Annotated in this window: 7 protein-coding genes and 2 tRNA genes; 2 read left to right on the top strand and 7 right to left on the bottom strand. The window is 72.3% G+C overall.

The annotated features are described in order from the left end of the window. Nucleotides 1–93: 93 nt before the first annotated feature. Nucleotides 94–8,838 carry an isopeptide-forming domain-containing fimbrial protein gene (locus NQ165_RS04895; protein ID WP_257531893.1) on the bottom strand — a complete coding sequence of 2,915 codons (8,745 nt, stop codon included), beginning with the start codon at nt 8,836–8,838 and terminating at the stop codon, nt 94–96. Between the two features lie 314 nt (nt 8,839–9,152). On the opposite strand from NQ165_RS04895, the gene NQ165_RS04890 reads away from it, so the two are divergent. After that, complete coding sequence (locus NQ165_RS04890; RefSeq protein WP_257531892.1) at nt 9,153–10,613, top strand: LuxR C-terminal-related transcriptional regulator; 1,461 nt, start codon at nt 9,153–9,155, stop codon at nt 10,611–10,613. A gap of 96 nt (nt 10,614–10,709) precedes the next feature. Here NQ165_RS04890 and NQ165_RS04885 read toward each other — a convergent pair. From NQ165_RS04885 to serS, 6 genes are all read right to left on the bottom strand, one after another. After that, nucleotides 10,710–10,798: transfer RNA gene (locus NQ165_RS04885), tRNA-Ser, on the bottom strand. Between the two features lie 71 nt (nt 10,799–10,869). Continuing rightward, nucleotides 10,870–12,183 (bottom strand): LCP family protein, encoded by a 1,314-nt coding sequence (locus NQ165_RS04880; RefSeq protein WP_257526308.1) that lies wholly within the window; start codon nt 12,181–12,183, stop codon nt 10,870–10,872. Further along, entirely contained in the window at nt 12,180–13,490 is a 1,311-nt protein-coding gene (locus NQ165_RS04875) for an LCP family protein (protein WP_257531890.1), read from the bottom strand. Before NQ165_RS04875 ends, NQ165_RS04880 begins: the two co-directional genes overlap by 4 nt. 51 nt (nt 13,491–13,541) lie before the next feature. Further along, nucleotides 13,542–13,626, bottom strand: a tRNA-Ser gene (locus tag NQ165_RS04870). A 133-nt stretch (nt 13,627–13,759) separates the two neighbouring features. Further along, nucleotides 13,760–14,668 (bottom strand): HAD family hydrolase, encoded by a 909-nt coding sequence (locus tag NQ165_RS04865; protein ID WP_257526310.1) that lies wholly within the window; start codon nt 14,666–14,668, stop codon nt 13,760–13,762. Continuing rightward, a complete protein-coding gene (gene serS / locus NQ165_RS04860) occupies nt 14,665–15,930 on the bottom strand; it encodes a serine--tRNA ligase (RefSeq protein ID WP_257531888.1) in 1,266 nt (421 codons plus the stop codon). Before serS ends, NQ165_RS04865 begins: the two co-directional genes overlap by 4 nt. A 51-nt stretch (nt 15,931–15,981) precedes the next feature. Here serS and NQ165_RS04855 point away from each other — a divergent pair, with 51 nt between their 5' ends. After that, a complete protein-coding gene (locus NQ165_RS04855) occupies nt 15,982–16,998 on the top strand; it encodes a diacylglycerol kinase family protein (protein WP_257526312.1) in 1,017 nt (338 codons plus the stop codon). Nucleotides 16,999–17,043 lie beyond the last annotated feature (45 nt).

The raw sequence follows: 17,043 nt of genomic DNA, 5'->3' as shown, positions 1-17,043 counted from the left end.
CACGAGGCCTGACTGGGGATGCTCGCGTGCGCGATGCTCACTCTCCGGGACGGAACTCGCGGCACCGCGCGCAGTTCCGTCCCGGAGGGCGACTCACGCCCGGCGCACGGCGCCGCGGCGCCGCACGATCAGCAGCGCGGCACCCGCGAGTGCGAGCAGCAGAGCGGTGGCGCCGAGCCACAGCGACGGCGTGCCCCCGGTCGCAGGCAGCGGCTGCGCGGACACGGACGTCGTCGCCGACGCGCTCAGCCGCGCGTCCGGCGTCTGCTCGGTGGGCGAGTCGACCACGGCCGTGTTGACCACCTCGGGGAACGCGGCGACGCCGATCGCGACGCTCACGCGCGCGGTCGCGGATGCTCCGACCGCGAGCGGCCCGTTCACCGTGCACGTCACCGTCCCGGACGCGTCGGCGCACGTCATGCCGTGCCCGGTCACGCCACGGACGTCGAGGCCCGCGGGCAGGTCGTCGGTGATGACCACCGGACCCGGATCCTCGGTGGGACCGCGGTTGGTGAGCGTGAGCGTATAGCTGCCCGTCCCCCCGACCTCGAACGCGCCGTGCGCGAGCTTCTCGAGCACCAGGGCGGCCTGCGCGGGCACATCGACGGGGTCTTCGGCGATGTTGTCGGAGGGGTCCCGATCGGGCTGCGCGCCGCTCACCTGCGCGACGTTGACGACAGCGGGATACGCAGCGGCGTGCACGCGCGCGGCCACCTCGAGCACCGGAGCGGACGCACCCGGCGCGAGGGCCGTCGCGAGCGCAGCGGTGAGCACCGTCGTGCCGTCGGCCGCGGGCACCGCGGTGACGGACCACTCCGGGGCCGTCGCGCCCGCGTCGAGGTACTCCAGGCCCGCCGGCAGCGTGTCGACGACCTCGATGCCGGTCGCGACGGACGGCCCGTCGTTGCGCACGACGAGACCGAACGTGAGCGCATCGCCGATCCGCACGGATGCCGGGTCGTGCGTCTTCGTGATCGACAGGTCGGTCGCGTGCGTGACCTCGACGAGCGCGTCGTCGGTGTCGTTCGCGGGCTCGGGATCCGGCGTCGCCGACGACACGCTCGCGACGTTGACGGCGGGACCGGTCGGCATTCCCGGATCCAGCGAAACATGGATCACGAGGGCGCTCGCGTGTGCGCCGGCAGGCAGCCCGCCCGCGTGCACGCACTCGACGAGGCGGGGTGCACCGGCGTCCGCGGCACACGTCCACGCGGCGCCGCCGTCCGCGACCGCGATGAACGTCATGCCCGCGGGCAGCGTGTCGGTGATGCGCAGCGGCCCCACGGCATCGGATGCGCCCTCGTTCGTGACCTCGAGCAGGTAGCGCACGGTCGCCCCCGCGTCCGCGGTCGTGCGCGGCACAAGCGCGTCGTCTACGGCCGTCTTCGTGAGGGCGAGATCCGCGAGCGCGTTCACGCGCACCGTCTCGTCGTCGGTAGCCGGGCCGTCCGGGTCGGGCGTCGAGCTCGTGACGGTCACGGTGTTCGTGAGGTCGGTCGCGTCCGCGACGGCGGATGCGACGCGCGCGGTCACGGCGATGTCGAACGTGCCGACGGGCAGGATCGCACGGACGCACGTCGCGCTCGCGACGTCGCACGTGAAGCCCGCCCCGCTCAGTGCGGTCACGGTCATGCCGGACGGCACGGCGTCGATCACGGCGACGTCGCGCGCGACCGAGGGGCCCGCGTTCGTGACGCGCAGCGTGAACGCGACGTCGGTGCCGGCGACGTGCGATCCGGCCGCGGCGGTCTTGACGACCGAGAGGTCGGCCGAGGTCGTGACGATCGTGGGGTCGTGCGCGACGTCGTCACTGGGATCCGTGTCGTGCGGACCGTCTACGGTCGCGACATTCGTGTACGTGCCGGCGGTCACGTCTGCGTCGACATCGGCCGTGAACGCGACGGTCACGGTGCTGCCCACGGCGAAGGTGGATGCGGCGGTGCCGATCGTCCACGTCAGCACGCCGTCCCGCGCCGTCGGTTCGAGCGCGGCAGCCGCGCCACCGTCGACCCGCACGGTCGCGGAGCCCGCGGCGTACGCGAACCCTGCGGGCAGCGTGTCGGTGACCACGAGCGGCCCGGAGGCGTCGGAAGGCCCGTGGTTGGTGACGGTGAGCGTGTACGGCATGCTCTCGCCGGCCACGGCGTCCCCCGTGTGCGTCTTCGCGATCGACAGGTTCGCAAAGCGCGCCGCGCCGTGTCCGTCGTCGTCGCTCGCGTCGGGTGCGTTCTCCGCGCCGGCCACGACGGCGTTCACCACGTCGCCGGTGTGGCCCGCCGCGAGATCGAACGTGAGCCGCAACGCGGCGGTCGCACCCGGGACGAGGGCACCCGCGAGTGCGAAGGCCTGGTCGTCGCCCGCGGTCGCGGTGGTCGACGTGCGCGTCCAGCTTCCCTCGACGCTCACGAACGACGCGTACGTGAGATAGTCCGCGACGGCGTCGGTGACGCTCACGCCGCGCGCATCCGCGGTTCCCGTGTTCGCGACGGCGACGAGGTACGACACAGGTGCACCGGCGACCGGCGCGTCGTCGGCGGTCGCGTCACGCCACGTCCCGCCCTCGAGCACCTGCCGCGTCTTGCTGACCCCGATCGTCGTGTCCGTCGCCGGCATCGTCGTGGTCGTGCTCGTGTTGTTGGCCAGCACGGGGTCGTCGGTCGCACCCGGAGTGACGGTCGCGGTGTTCGCGATCGTGGTGCCCGGCGCGAGCGACGGCGACACAGTACCGGTCAGCGTGAACGTCACGGCCGCACCGCTCACGAGCCGTGCGCCGTCCGCGAGCGTGAGCGTGAGCTCATCGCCGGCGTCCAGAGCCGCCGCGGTGTTCGCGCTCCATCCCGCCGGCAACGCGCCGAGCACCACGCCCTCGATCCCCGCGGGAATCGTGTCGGCGACGGTGATCGGCTTCGCGGTCGTGCTCACCGAGTCGCTGGGCCCGGAGTTGGTGACGGTGATCGTCCACGTGAGCGCATCGCCCGCGTTGGGGGGCGTGGCCGGTCCGGTCTTGCCCACGGCGAGGTCGGCGGATGCCGTGACCGGCACCTCGGCGGAGTCGGTGTTGTCGTCCGCATCCGGGTCGAACGTGCGCGCCGTGACGGTCGCGCTGTTCGAAACGGGCGCGTCGGCGAGGTCGAAGCTCGAGGCCGCGGCGGCGGTGATCGACAGCGCCGGGAACGCCGCGTCCTTCGCGAGCGTCTCGGTGGCGTCGCTGCGCGTGCACGTGACGCCGACGGCGGTCGGCGCGTCGCACGTCCAGCCGTCGCCCGCGACACCGGTCACGGTGAACCCGTCCGGCAGCGTGCCCCACTCGTCGGTCACGGTGAACGGTCCGACCGCGGTGTCGGGTCCGGTGTTGCGCACCGTGATCGTCCACGCGACGGCGGGCGCGGCGCCCGCGACCAGGCCCGGGCCCGCGACCTTGTCGAGGCGCAGGTCGGCGGCGTGCAGGTACGCGTCGGCGGTGTCGTCGGCGGCCGTGTACGGACCATCGGCGTTGCCGGTCGCGCCGGTGGGGTCGGTCGTCGTCGCCGAGAGGGTGTTGGTGTGCGGCACGCGCACGCCCGCGTCGGTCGTGGCGCCCGCGGCGGTGAGCGCGGCGACCGCGGGGGTCGCCGTGAACCCGATCACGATCGTGCGTGCGGCCTCGTACGCGCCGCTCGCGGTTCCGGGCAGCGCGGGCGCGGCGGCGGAAATCGCGGCGGCGTTCCAGACGAGCGTCTGCACGTCGCCTGCCGCGGCGACGCTCGGGTCGGCGAGCGCGCGCGGCGCGTCCGTGCCGACGCGGATCGTCGCGGATCCCATGTCGTAGCTCCAGTGCTGCGGCAGCACGTCGGTCACCGCGATCGTGGTCGCGTCGCCGTCGCCGGTGTTGCGCAAGGTCAGCGTCCACGCGAACGGCTCGCCGGCGTACGCAGTCGTGCCATTGGCGGCGGTCTTGTGGAGCACGACGTGCGGGAACGCGGGGTCGACGATCGCGGTGTCCTGCACGTCGGCGGGCGTGAGCGCACGGCCGCCGTCCGGGAAGGACTCCACACTCGTGACGCGTGCGGTGTTCTCGAACTCGTCATCGTCACCGATGGTCGCGGACGCCGCGAGGACCGCGTCGTATGTGAGCGTGATCGCGGTCGGCGACGCGGACGAGGCCGACGGATGCAGCGGGCCGGGCAGGTCCGCGGCATCCCACGTGATGACCCCGCCACCGGTCGCGGTCGCGCCGGAGAGCGCGCCACCCGTCGAGATCGACGCGGGGTCGACGACGACGCCGTCGGGCACCGTGTCGGTCACGATGAGGCGGTACCCGGGGGTCGCGCCGGCGTTCGTGACCTCGAGCGTGTATGTGAAGCGCTGCCCGGGTGCGGGGGTCGTGTCGTCCACGGTCTTGGTGATCGCGGGGCGCGGGTCGAGCACGGTGACGGTCGCCGTGTCGTCGACCGGCGTCCGCGTGGACTCGTCGCCCGCGGCCGTCGTCCACGACAGCGCCGCGGTGTTCGGCAGCGACGCGATCGAGTTCGCGATGTCGTCGGAGAGCAGCACGCGGTAACGCAGCGTGAGCGTCCGGTCGACGCCCGCCGACGGAATGTCGCCGTACGCCCACGTCCACGTGTTCGTCGCGGCGTCGTGCGTGCGCGTCCACGCTCCGGGAAGCGCCAGCGGTGCCACGGCCGGTCCGGAGATCGACGACTCGATGAGCTGCGCGCCGGCGGGCAGGTCGTCCTGGATGCGCGCGCCGTAGTAGTTGATGTCGGCGTGCAGCGTCGCGACGATCTCGTACTCGACGGTCTGGCCGATGGGCGCGCTCGCGCTTTCCGCGAACGCGGCCGTCGTGCCGGCGATGCGCACACCCTTGGCGAGATCGGCGGTGACCGCCGTCACGGTCGCGTCGTCGTCGGCGGCGCGTTCGCCACGGCGGTCGTCCGCGTCCGGGGCGAGGGTCGCGGGCAGCGTATAGCCGTGCACGTCGGCGACGTTGGTGAACGCGCCGCCCGCACCCGTGCTCGGGTCGATGCGCGCGCTGTACGTGATCGTCGCGGTCGGCGACAGCGTCGCCAGATGCCACACGATGTCGCCGCCCACGCCCGTGCTCACGCCGGCATCCACCGACACCGGCTGCGGCGTGATCCCTGCGACGTCCACGCGCAGGCCCGCGGGAACCGTGTCGGTCACAACGTTGTCGTAGCTGTGCACGCGGCCGGACGCGTTGCCGACCGTGAGCGTGTACGTGATGACGTCGCTGCTGCTCACGTCGGTCGTCTTCGACGCGGTCTTGTCGATCTCCGGCGCCGGCTCGCGGTACGTCACGCGTGCGTCGTCCGTGCCGTTCCACGACGCCGAGGTGAACGACGCGCGGTTGCTCAGCGTCGTGCCGTTCGCGCCCGCGTCCCCCACGTAACCTGTCAGGGTCACCGTGAACACCTGGTCGACGGCCGAGCTGTTCGTGTAGGTCGTCGGGAAGGTCAGCACCCCGCGCTGGGTGCCGGCCGGCGGCGTCTCGGCGAACGTGAAGTCGGATGCCGTCGCACCCGTGAGCGCGGAGGCCGCCCACGATCCGCCCGTCACGATGAACGGCACGGCGCCGGGAGTGAGGGTGCCCCGATCGGCGAGGACACCGTCGCGCACGGACGTGCCGGCGGGAACGGTGACCGCATAGCTGAACGTCATGATCTCGCCCTGCACGACGTCGGCGGGGCCGTCCGCAGGGTCGCGGTCGGCGGTCGCGGGACTGATCTCGGAGCCGACGAGGTCTTTGCGCACGGCCGCGGGCGGTGTGTGCACCGCGGAGTCGTCGCGCGTGCCCGCGCCCGGCACGGTGACCACCGGATCGCGCGGCGTCTCATCGAGGGAACCCGTCGGGTACACGGTCGCGGTGCCGCCGGTGTTCAGCGGAAGGTCGTATCGCGGGATCGCGGCGGTGTTGGGCAGCGTCGTGTTCACGAGCGTGCCGTCGGGCACCGTGATCTCGTACATGAGCGTGCGCTCTGCTCCCGCCGCGAGGCCGATGCCGTCCCACACGATCACCGAGCGGTCGGCGAGCGCGGCCGGGAGTGACGTGGGATAGCCGGGGGCACCGGGATCGAGCACCGTGCCGTGCGCCCAGCTCGGGTCGACGTCCACGTCCACGTCCACGTCCACGGCGCGTACGCCGGGAGGCAGCGCATCCCACACGTGCAGGTCGGTGACCGCATTCGTGCCGCCGGTGAGGTCGATGCGGTAGCGCACGATCTCACCCTGGCGCACGTGGATGCCGTCGCGGTTCGACGCGAACGTGTCGCCGTCACCGTCGCGCTGCGTGCGCGCCGTGCGGCGGGGGTCGCCGTCGACCGAGTGGACGCCCTTGATCAGCGCGGGACCGCGCCCGGTCGCGATCACAGCTTCGTCGCGCAGGAAGAAGACGTCGCCGTGCACGTTCTCCTGGCGGTACTTCATGAGATTCGCGGGCTTGTCGAGGTCGGCCGCATCGTTGGGGGTCCACGACGTGACGGCGCCCAGTACGTGCAGCACGAGCGTGGAGCCGAGCGGCACGAAGCGAGCGCCGTCGGCGCCCTCGGTGCCCACGCGCCAGTCGACGCGCTGACCGTCGCGCGACGGCGCCGACACCTCGAGCCCGGGCGTCGTACCGGCCGCGACCGCGGAATCGACGTACGCGACGCCCGCGGGGAGGAAGTCGGTCACGCGCGCGTTGCGCACGTCCAGCTGGTTCGCGAAGCGGACGGTCAGCTCGTAGCAGACCACGTCACCGGGCACGAAGGGCACGTGGGTGGGGCCCGTCACGTCGTCCGCCCATGCGGCGTTCGTGGCATCCACCGGGCACGCGGTCGCGGCGGTCGGCGCCGCGGGTGCGGTTTCGATGACCGCGTCGCGCGCGAGGACGCGCTTGCCGATCGCGGAGAACTGGGAGCCGAGCGATGCGGACGAGTCGTCCCACACGTCCTGCTCCCCGAAGGCCGGCGCGCCCGCGACTGAGGCGACACCGTCGAGCGCGTCGATGGAGAGCGTGACGCCTTCGATCTCGACCTCGTTGACGAGCCGATCGCCCGAGGTCGTGCTGCCCACGAACGGATGGTGGTCGGTGTACGACGGACGCATGAGCGCGGTGTAGACGATCTGGTGCGTCTGCTTCGCCGCGAGGGCGTCGGGATCCGGCTCGAACGTCACCGTGAATTCGCCCAAGCCCTGGTCGTAGGAGATGCCGGCGACGTCGGCCCCCGTGACCTGTGCGCCGGGCGCGGTGGACGGATGCGCGCAGTGTCCCGGCCACGGGTCGCCGGTCAGTACGGCGGTCGACGCGGGCAGCGCGGGGCACAGACCGTTCGGCAGGACGTCGGTGATCCGCATCCGGTCGGCGCCCGCGTATTCGCTCGTCGCCAGGTCAAGCGTGAAGGTCGCGAGTTCGCCCGTGACGAAGTCGGTGCCGGCGCTCGTCGCGACGGACTTCAGGATGCGCAGGTCCATCGCGATGATGCGCTCGGTGTCGCTGTCGCTCGCCGGCACCGGCGCGGATGCGGGAGTCGCTGACGTGTAGGTGCCGCTCACGGTCGCCGCGTTGCGGAACTGCCGCCCGTCGTCGTGACGCGAGCCGAGGCCGTGACGCGTCGACGCGCCGGTGTTGTTGTTGAGATTCGCGGCCTGCGCGACCGTCTGCGCATCGGGCGTCGCGTCGCCGACGGCCGTCGTGAACGTCATCGTGTTCTCGAACAGCGGCACCGCGGCGCGGTAGCGCAGGGTGGTGACGCCCGGCGTTCCCGCGGTGTCCGGGAACGCCTGCGCGGTCGCACCCGACAGCGCGGGCAGCTCCCATGTGACCTTCGTATAGACGCCCGCAGGCAGGCCGGCAGGCAGGTCGGAGTCGACCGTCTCGACGCGCACCGGCTGCACGCAGTCGGCGGGCGCCGTCGAGGTGATCGGGCCGGCGCCGGGGTATTCGCGCGTGCCACCGAGCGCACCGACGCCGTCATACAGTAGCGGGGAGGCCTGCGTGTTGTCGGTGTCGGCGCACACGAGGAACTCCAGGCCCGCCGGCAGGTAGTCGACGACGACGACGTCGTCGGTCGTGCCCTGCGGCGTGTTCTCGATCGTGACGGTGTACGTCGTGTGGTTGTCGTGCACGCCGCGCAGGAGTTCTTCCTCGGGGCTCGGCTCGTGCTTCGTGAGGCGCAGTGCCTGCACCGGCACGCTCTGCACGTCCGTGCCCGAAGAGGAGTGCCGCAGCGCCTCGGCGCCGCCCACACCGGTCGACCCGTCGAACATCGGGCGCAACGGGGCAGCCGACGACACGTGCCCGGCGACGGCGAAGTCGGGGGATGCACCCACGGGGAACACGGCGGCGTCGGGCCGCACGATGATGCTCGCGTCGTACGTCGCGCCACCGGGGAGGTCGGCGACGTCCTCGAACACCCACAGCTGCATGCCCGCCGGGACGGCCGCTGCGGGCGGGGTCTTGGCGCTGTTGGGCAGCGTCTCCCCCGGCCCGTAGCGCACGGGGGTCCCCAGACCGCTCGAGACGAAAGCGATGCCCTCGGGCAGCGCGAGCGAGAACGCGATGTTGAATCCGTCGGCGGGCGCGCTGTTGGTCAGCGACACGTCGAGCACGGCGTCCTCACCCGCGAGGATGAACGGCTTGGCGTCGGCGTCGCCGTGCGCGCCGCCCGTGTCGCGCAGCGCGATGCCGGCTGTGGGGGCCGGCAGGGCGGCCGCCGACGCGCTGGTCACGGTCAGCGCACCCGCGCCGACGGCGCCGAGCGCGAGCGCGGGAGCCAGGACGAACGCGACCACGCGCGAACGGATGCGGCGACGGGCGACGCGCCGGGATCGGCGCGTATCGGCGACACGGGTTTCGGGCATGGTTCCCCCCTGGTTCCACGGACGCGCGTGCGCACGCGCGCCCGTCGGTCCTTCGGGTGGACGCTGAGGGGACGCAGTGCAAGCACAGCTACGGGGCGGCTCGCGCCGCATGCACCACTCTTCTCCACGCGACTCGGCGCGCCCGGCTGTTTGCGGGCGATTTCACCCGCCGGTTCACCCGTGCCGCCTCCGCGGCGGGGATCGGGGCGGGCCGCGGGTATCCTGGACAGTGATCCGCGGGGCTGGGACTGGCGACGCGACCCCGCGCACCCACCCGAGTGCAACGCCTTCGCCAGATCGGAAGTGCGCGCGCCATGAGTGTCGTCGAGCGGCTGCGGACGTTGCGGAGCGCCGGTCCGCGCGAGCAGATCCCCGCGGTGTTCGCTGACTCCGCGATCGAAGCGTGGTTCGGGCTGCCCCCCGCCGAGGTCCGCGAGATCCTCGAGGCCGCGCCCGACGACGCGCTGCGCTCATCGGTCGTGTCGACGCACGTGCTCGCGTTCTTGCGCGGCGAGCACGTCCCGCTCATGGATGACGTCGATCGCGCGAGCGCAGGCGCCGAGGCACTGCGCCGCGACCCCGCCACGCTCGCGCTCGCGGTGCTCGGCGCGCGCGTCACGGGGCAGCACCGCACCGCGCTCGCACTGCTGTCCGGCGGCGGCTCCCGGGCGGGTGCGCGCAACCTCTTCGCGGACGCGGCCTCCGTCTCCGGGATCTTCCTGGCCGTGCAGGCCGGCATCACGCGCATGCTCGCGGGCCGGTACCGCGCCGCGCTCGCCGACTTCGAGCGCGCCAAGTGGACCCGCCCGCCCGCCGAGCTGCGCTTCCTCGTGCGTGACGCGCACGTGAAGTCGGCCATCATCCATGCCGTCCTGGGAGATCCCGAAGACGCACGCCGCGAACTCGCGGATGCCGCAGCCGTCGAGCGCACCGCGAGCTGGGCCGAGCACGTCGTCGACGCGTCCGCGGGCATCGCCGCGGCGCTCGTCGACGACATCGATGCCACCACACGCCTCGAGCGCGTGCGCGCGATCCCACGGCCGGACATCGGCGAGATGTGGCCGTTCTACGTCCTCGCGCTCACGCGCATCGCGCTCGCCGACCCGTCGGCGGGGATCGACGGCCTCCTCGCGAACCTGCGCGCGGCCGACCCACCCGGCGCGGACGGCGACGGCCTGCCCGGCGCGGTGTTCGATCTGGCCGAGGCCGCCCTCGCGCTCTCGCGCGGACACGTCGCGGTCCCGCGCGACACCCTGCCGACCGCGGACGCCCAGGCACCGCTCAACCGCCTCCTCGCGGTTGCGCTCGCGCTCGCCGCAGGCGAGCCCGGACGCGCCCGCACGATCGCGCTGCGCCTCGCACCGCACACTGCGGGGCTGCGTCAAGCGGAGATGTGGCGCCTCACGCTCCTCGCCCTCGCGCACCGCGCGCTCGACGAACCCGAGGCCGCGCAGCGCGCCGGAGACCGCGCCCATGCGCTCGCGCACGGCCTTCCGGCGTTCGACCTCGCGGTAGCCGCGCCTGTCGGCCCCGCCGCATCCGCGGGCGCGATGGTCGCCGATTGGCCTGTCCTCGCGCAGGCCGGCGCGCTGACCGCGCGCGAACGCGAGCTGCTCCCGCTGCTCTTGGAGGGCCTGCCCCGCCGCGACATCGCGCAGCGCCTGTTCGTCTCGGAGAACACCGTCAAGACGCAGATCTCGAGCATCTACCGCAAGTTCCGTGCGACCAGCCGCGACGACTTCCTCAGCGAAGCCCACGTGCGCGGTCTCCTCTGACCGTGCGTTCCGGCAATGCTCCATGCGCACGCGTGGTCGGACGCAGATCTGCGGATTGAAGACCCGACTGCACGTCTGATCGAGTCATTATTGGAGCGGAGACGGAGGGATTTGAACCCTCGGTCCCCATAAGGGGACTCCACCTTAGCAGGGTGGTGCACTAGGCCTGACTATGCGACGTCTCCAGGCATCCGACGACGAGCGACGGATGCGCTCAGCCATCATAACCTGGTCGCGGGCCCTCCGAAGAACACGCTCACCCGCGGACGTTGCCGACCGAGCAGGTCTCCTGGGCGGCGGTGGAGCCCGTGATCGACCGCGGCAGCACCACGGTGCCGTCGGAGACGGTGGCGTCTTCGACCGGGGCCTCGGTCTCCGCAGGGCCCTCCCCCTCGCCCACGGGCGGCGCGGCCGGCGCCGCGGGATCGGCCGGCGCGGCATCCGCCGGCGGCTCGACAACGACGACGGCGTCGTTCTTGCCGGCCTCGCCGCTCAGCTCGAGCGGCTGGTTCGCGCGCAGCGCGTCCCACATCAGGTCGGCTGCAGCGTGGTCGGGGACGACCTTGTTGACGTCGTACGGGTCGGTGAGGGTCGGGTACTGCAGGAAGGTGATGTCCTCGAACGCGACATCCTTGGCCGCGAGGGCGATCTGCACCATGCGCATCGGGTTGGTGAGCGACTCGCTGGGCGTGACGTTCTTCACCGCGGTGCCCGCGAGCGAGCCCAGCGTGCCGACGTCGGTGAGCACCTCTTCGCTGACGAGCTTCTTCACGAGACGCGACATGTACTGCTGCTGGTTGCTGATGCGCCCGAGGTCCGAGCCGTCGCCGACGCCGTGCCGGGTGCGCAGGAACTGCAGCGCGTCGTAGCCCGCGACGGTGCGCGTGCCGGCCGGCCAGTCGATGCCGGTGTAGGGGTCGCGGATGCCGCCGGCGATGCAGACCTCCACGCCGCCGATCGCGTCGGTGATGTTGATGACGTTGCCGAAGCTGACCTTCGCGGCGTAGGGCACGCTCATGCCGCTGAGATCCGACAGCGTGTTCACGACGCAGCCGAGGCCCCCGTAGGAGTACGCCGAGTTCAGGGGCTGCTTGCTCATGGCCCACGTCTGGCGGCCGTCCTCGCCCGTGCACGAAGGGATCGGCACCATCAGGTCGCGCGGGAACGACACGACCGTGACCCGACGGGGGGCGTCGGAGATGTGCAGCAGCATGTTGACGTCGTTCAGCTGGCCACCGGCATCCTTGCCCGTGCAACGATCGCCGAACCACTCCGCGATCTCTGCCTCGCACTCGTCGGTGCCCGTCACCACCATCGTGATCGGACCGTCGAGCGGGCCGAGGCTGGGCGGCTGCGCCGGGGCGTCATCGAGTGCGACCGAGTTCTGGGCGAAGTCCGAGACGAGGCCGACGGCGGCGTAGCCGGCGACCGTCGCGCCCGACACCGCGACGACCGCCACGATGACGCCGAGGACGGTCAGGGCCTGGGTGAGGGGGTGCGGGGAACGCAGTTTTCCGTGGCGTGCCACCGGAAGGCGTCGCCCGTGCGTCCGGGTGCCGCGCGAGGTCATCCTCCGAGGTTACCGTTCGAGCAGGTCTCCTGCGCAGCGGTCTGCCCGGTGATCGATTCCGGCAGCGTCGTCACGGTGCCCGGGGTCTCCCCCGGCGCGGCGGTCTCGCCGGGGTCCGCCGGGGTCGCCGGCTCCTCGGGCGTGGCCTCCTGCGGGGTCTCCGGCTCGACAACGACCACGCCGTCGCCCTGGCTGGCCTCGCCGCTCAGCACGATCGGCTGGTTCGCCTCGAGAGCCGCCCACAGCGCCGCCGCGGCCGCCTCGTCGGGGACGACCTTGTTCGGGTCGTCGGGGTCCTCCACCACGGGGTACTGCAGGAACACGATCTCCTCGAAGGGAACGTCCTTCACCGCCAGAGCGATCTGCATGAGCGTCAGGGGGTTCGTGAGGCTCTTGCTGGGCGTGACGTTCTCGACCGCGGTCGACGCCAGCGAGTACAGGGTCGCCGGGTTGGTCAGCACCTCGTCGCTGATGAGCTTGCGGGCCAGCCGCGACATGTACTGCTGCTGGTTGGAGATACGCCCGAGGTCGCCGCCGTTGCCGACGCCGTGGCGGGTGCGCAGGAACTGCAAGGCCTCGAGCCCGGCGATGGTGCGGTTGCCCGCCTCCCAGTCGATTCCGGTGTGGTGGTCGCGGATGCCGTTGGCGATGCACACCTCCACGCCGCCCACGGCGTTGGTCACCTCGATCACCCCGCCCCACGTCACTTTGGCGGCGAACGGGATGTCCTGGCCGGTGAGCGCGGCGATCGTCGAGACGACGCAGGCCAGGCCGGCGTCGCCGCCGTTCGTGTAGGCGGAGTTCAGCGGGCGCTTGCTCATCGCGGAGGTCACCGTGCCGTCGGAGTGCGTGCACGACGGGATCGGGACCATCAGGTCGCGCGGGAAGGAGATGACGGTGACGCGCCGGGGCTCATCCGAGATGTGCACGAGCATGTTGACGTCGTTGAGCTCGGCCTCGGCATCCGCTCCGGTGCACCGGTCGCCGAAATACTGCGCGTACTCGGGCTCGCAGGCGTCGGTGCCCGCCAGCAGCAGGTTCACTCCGCCCTCGATCGCGCCGATGTCCGGCGGCACCGATTCCTGCCCATCGAGATCGACCGAGCCGTCGGCGAACGTGGATGCCAGCGTGAACCAGGTGTAGGCCGCGACACCGACCCCCGACACGAGCACGACGGCCAGCACGATCGCGACCGCCTTCATCAGCTGCGCGACGGGACCGGGCGATGATTGCACGCCGTGGCGCGCCAGCGGACGCCGACCGGAGCGCGCGGTGGGCGCGCGGCCGGGTTCGGGTGCGTCGGTCACGGGTGTCCTCTCGGTGGGGCGGGCCGTGCCGCCACACCCGGGACGCGTCTGCGGAGGGTGTGGGATTCGAACCCACGGGACATTGCTGCCCACTGGTTTTCAAGACCAGGTCCATCGGCCGCTCGGACAACCCTCCCGGCGAACGCCTCACGGCATCCGTCGAACAGGCCCCGAGTCTAGTCGACGGCGCCAGTGCCCATTCTCGCCGGGACGGCTGGGCAGCCGCTGTACGGCGCGCAGCACCGTGATGACCGGCGACGGCGGGTGTGTCAGAGGGCCCGCAGCACCTCGGCGACACCGCCGGCCTGCACCGAGCCCGTGGTCTCGCCGGCCACCGAGCGCACTTCGTCGACGCCCTGTGCCATCGCGACCGCGCGACCGCCGTTCTCCCGCGCCCACCGGAACATTCCGATGTCATTGCGTCCGTCGCCGATGACGATCACATGCGACGGCTCGACGCCGAGCCAGTCGCAGACCAGCGCCAGCGCACTGGACTTGTCGACGCCGCGGGGGGCGATGTCGAGCCAGGCGGTCCATCCGACCGCGTACGACACCTCATTCAGGCCGATGCGCGCGACGAGGTCGACGAAGTCCTGCTCGGTCTCGTCGGGGGAGACCACGACGACGCGGGAGGCCGGCTGGGCCGAGAGCTCCTCGAACGACACCCGGCGGGCACCCTGCAGGTTCCAGTCGTCGAGCTCCTCGGTGTACAGCCGTCGGCCGTCGGGAAGCTCGACCATGTAGCGGGCGTTCGGCAGGTGCTCGCGCAGCAGCGTCAGCACCTCGGCGGGGTCGAACGTCTCGGTGTGGAAGCGCTCGTAGCGCACCTCATCGCCCTTGACCCGCTTCATGATGACGGCGCCGTTGGAGCACACCACATACGTCGGGGAGATCTCCAGCACGCGCAGGATGCCCCTCGTGCTCTCCCAGCTGCGTCCGGTCGCGAGCATGACCTCATGCCCGGCCTGCTGCGCGTGGGCGACGGCCTCGACCACGCCGGGGCTGAGCGATTCGTCCTCGAGCAGGATGGTGCCGTCGATGTCGAGCACGATCAGCAGACGTTCAGTGCGGACCGCGGGGTTCTCGGCATCCGCTGCGATGTCCTCGACGATCTCGGCGGCGTCGGCGGGGTCGGTGACCTCCACCTCTCCGGCGGGGGGCAGATGGGCACGGCTCACGCGATCGGCTCCAGGATCTCGAGCCCGCCGAGGTACGGCCGCAGCACCTCGGGCACCGCCACCGAACCGTCGGCGCGCTGGTGGGTCTCCAGCAGCGCGACGATCCAGCGGGTGGTCGCCAGCGTGCCGTTGAGGGTCGCCACGGGTGTGGTCTTGCCGCCGTCCGGGCGGTGACGGATGTTCAGTCGCCGCGCCTGAAAGGTCGTGCAGTTGCTCGTGCTGGTGAGCTCGCGATAGGCGTCCTGCGTGGGCACCCACGCCTCGATGTCGTACTTGCGCGCGGCGGAGGATCCCAGGTCGCCGGCGGCGACGTCGATGACGCGATAGCTCAGGCCCAGTTCGCGCAGCATCCCCTCCTGCATCTCCACGAGCCGCTCGTGCTCGCGCTCGGAGTCCTCGGGGGTCGTGTAGACGAACATCTCCAGCTTGTTGAACTGGTGCACGCGGATGATGCCGCGGGTGTCCTTGCCGTGCGAGCCCGCCTCGCTGCGGTAGCACGTGGACCAGCCGGCGTAGCGCTTGGGGCCGGCGGAGAGATCGAGGATCTCGTCCATGTGGTAGCCGGCCAGCGGCACCTCGCTGGTGCCGACGAGGTAGAGGTCCTCCTCGGCGAGGTGGTAGACCTCGTCGGCGTGCTGGCCGAGGAATCCGGTGCCGCGCATGACCTCGGGACGCACGAGGGTCGGGGGGATGATCGGGGTGAACCCGGCCTGCAGCGCGCGGTCGAGTCCCAGCGTCATGAGCGCCAGCTCGAGCCGGGCGCCGATGCCGGTGAGGAAGTAGAACCGGGCACCGGACACCTTGGTGCCGCGCTCCATGTCGATGGCTCCGAGCATCTCGCCGAGGGCGAGGTGGTCGCGGGGCTCGAAATCGAAGGTCGGGATCTCGCCGTTCGTGCGCAGGGTGACGAAGTTCTCCTCGCCGCCGGCGGGCACACCGTCGAGCACGATGTTCTCGAGCCGGGCGAACGCGGCCTCGGCGGCGGCTTCGGACTCGACGACGGCGCGCTGGGCGGCCTTGACCTGCTCGCTGAGCTGCTTGGCCTGCGCGACGAGCTCGGCCTTCTCCTCCTTGGGCGCCTGCGCGACCCGCTTTCCGTGGGCGTTCTGCGCGGCGCGCAGCTCCTCGAACGCGGTGATCGCGGCGCGCCGATCGCGGTCGGCCGCGACGGCGGCGTCGACCGTCTCGGGCGACTCGCCGCGGGCCTGCTGCGAGCGCTTCACCAGGTCGGGCTGGTCGCGAAGGAGGGAGGGATCGATCACCCCACAATCCTCGCACAGGAGCCACCACCGGGCCCCGGCTATCGTGAGGGCATGACCTCGTCCGCCGCGCCGCGCGCCGCCCTGGTCTACAACCCCATCAAGACCGATGCCGCCGCGCTGCGCACGGCCGTGCAGCGACTGTCGGCGGAGGCGGGGTGGGACGAGCCGCTGCTGTTCGGCACCACCCTCGACGACCTGGGCGACGTGGCCGCCCGCGAGGCGCTGGGACTGGGGGTCGACGCCGTGCTCGTGGCCGGCGGCGACGGCACCGTGCGCGCCGTCGCCGGCGCGGTCAGCGGCAGCGGCGTGCCGCTGACGATCGTCCCCGTCGGCACGGGCAACCTGCTGGCGCGCAATCTGCGCCTGCCGCTGACCGACCCCGAGGCCATGATCCGCGCCACCTTCACCGGCGAGCGGCACGCAATCGACGTCGGCTTCGTGCAGCTGCGCCGCCCGGAGGGCGACGTCGATGAGCACGCGTTCGTCGTGATGGGCGGCATGGGGCTGGATGCTGCGATGATCGCGCGGACCAGCCCCCAGCTGAAGCGATCGGTGGGCTGGATCGCCTACGTCGACGGGGCCGCACGCTCCCTCGTGGGCGCCAAGCCGTACCGCGTGGTCTACCAGGTGGCCGGACACCGCATGCATTCGGCTCGGGCGCACAGCGTGCTGTTCGCCAACTGCGGCTCGCTGCCGGCCGGGTTGGAGCTGATCCCCGAGGCGTCGGTGGCCGACGGGCTGCTGGACATCGTCGTCTTCCAGCCCAAGGGACCGTTCGGGTGGCTGTTCGTGTGGCGGCGGGTCGCGTGGGACAACAGCGTGCTGCGCCGGTTCCGCGCCGGCCGCGACGTGCTGGCCCTGCGCACCCCGGACACCGCGGTGCGCTACGCCCGCGGCCCTGCACTGGAGCTGGCCCCGGCCGGCCCGCAGCCGGTGCAGCTGGACGGCGACGAGTTCGGCGAGGCGGTGCACGTGCGCGCCCGCGTCGAGAAGGGGTCGCTGCTGGTGGCGGTGCCGACGGGCCACACCCTCACCCCGCCGCCGCCGCGGCGGCGGACGCGGGGCTGACGCCGGCGGCGGATGCCTGCTGTCAAGCCCGCGCGGGGCGGCGAC

It is taken from the genome of Microbacterium sp. zg.Y1084, assembly GCF_024623595.1.
Taxonomy (GTDB): domain Bacteria; phylum Actinomycetota; class Actinomycetes; order Actinomycetales; family Microbacteriaceae; genus Microbacterium; species Microbacterium wangruii.
This window is presented reverse-complemented; position numbering and strand designations above follow the sequence as displayed.

Excerpts from the sequence above, each read along its gene's own strand:
- NQ165_RS04895 (WP_257531893.1), bottom strand. The coding sequence starts at position 8,838 with ATGCCCGAAACCCGTGTCGCCGATACGCGCCGATCCCGGCGCGTCGCC.
- NQ165_RS04890 (WP_257531892.1), top strand. The coding sequence starts at position 9,153 with ATGAGTGTCGTCGAGCGGCTGCGGACGTTGCGGAGCGCCGGTCCGCGC.
- NQ165_RS04880 (WP_257526308.1), bottom strand. The coding sequence starts at position 12,183 with ATGACCTCGCGCGGCACCCGGACGCACGGGCGACGCCTTCCGGTGGCA.
- NQ165_RS04855 (WP_257526312.1), top strand. The coding sequence starts at position 15,982 with ATGACCTCGTCCGCCGCGCCGCGCGCCGCCCTGGTCTACAACCCCATC.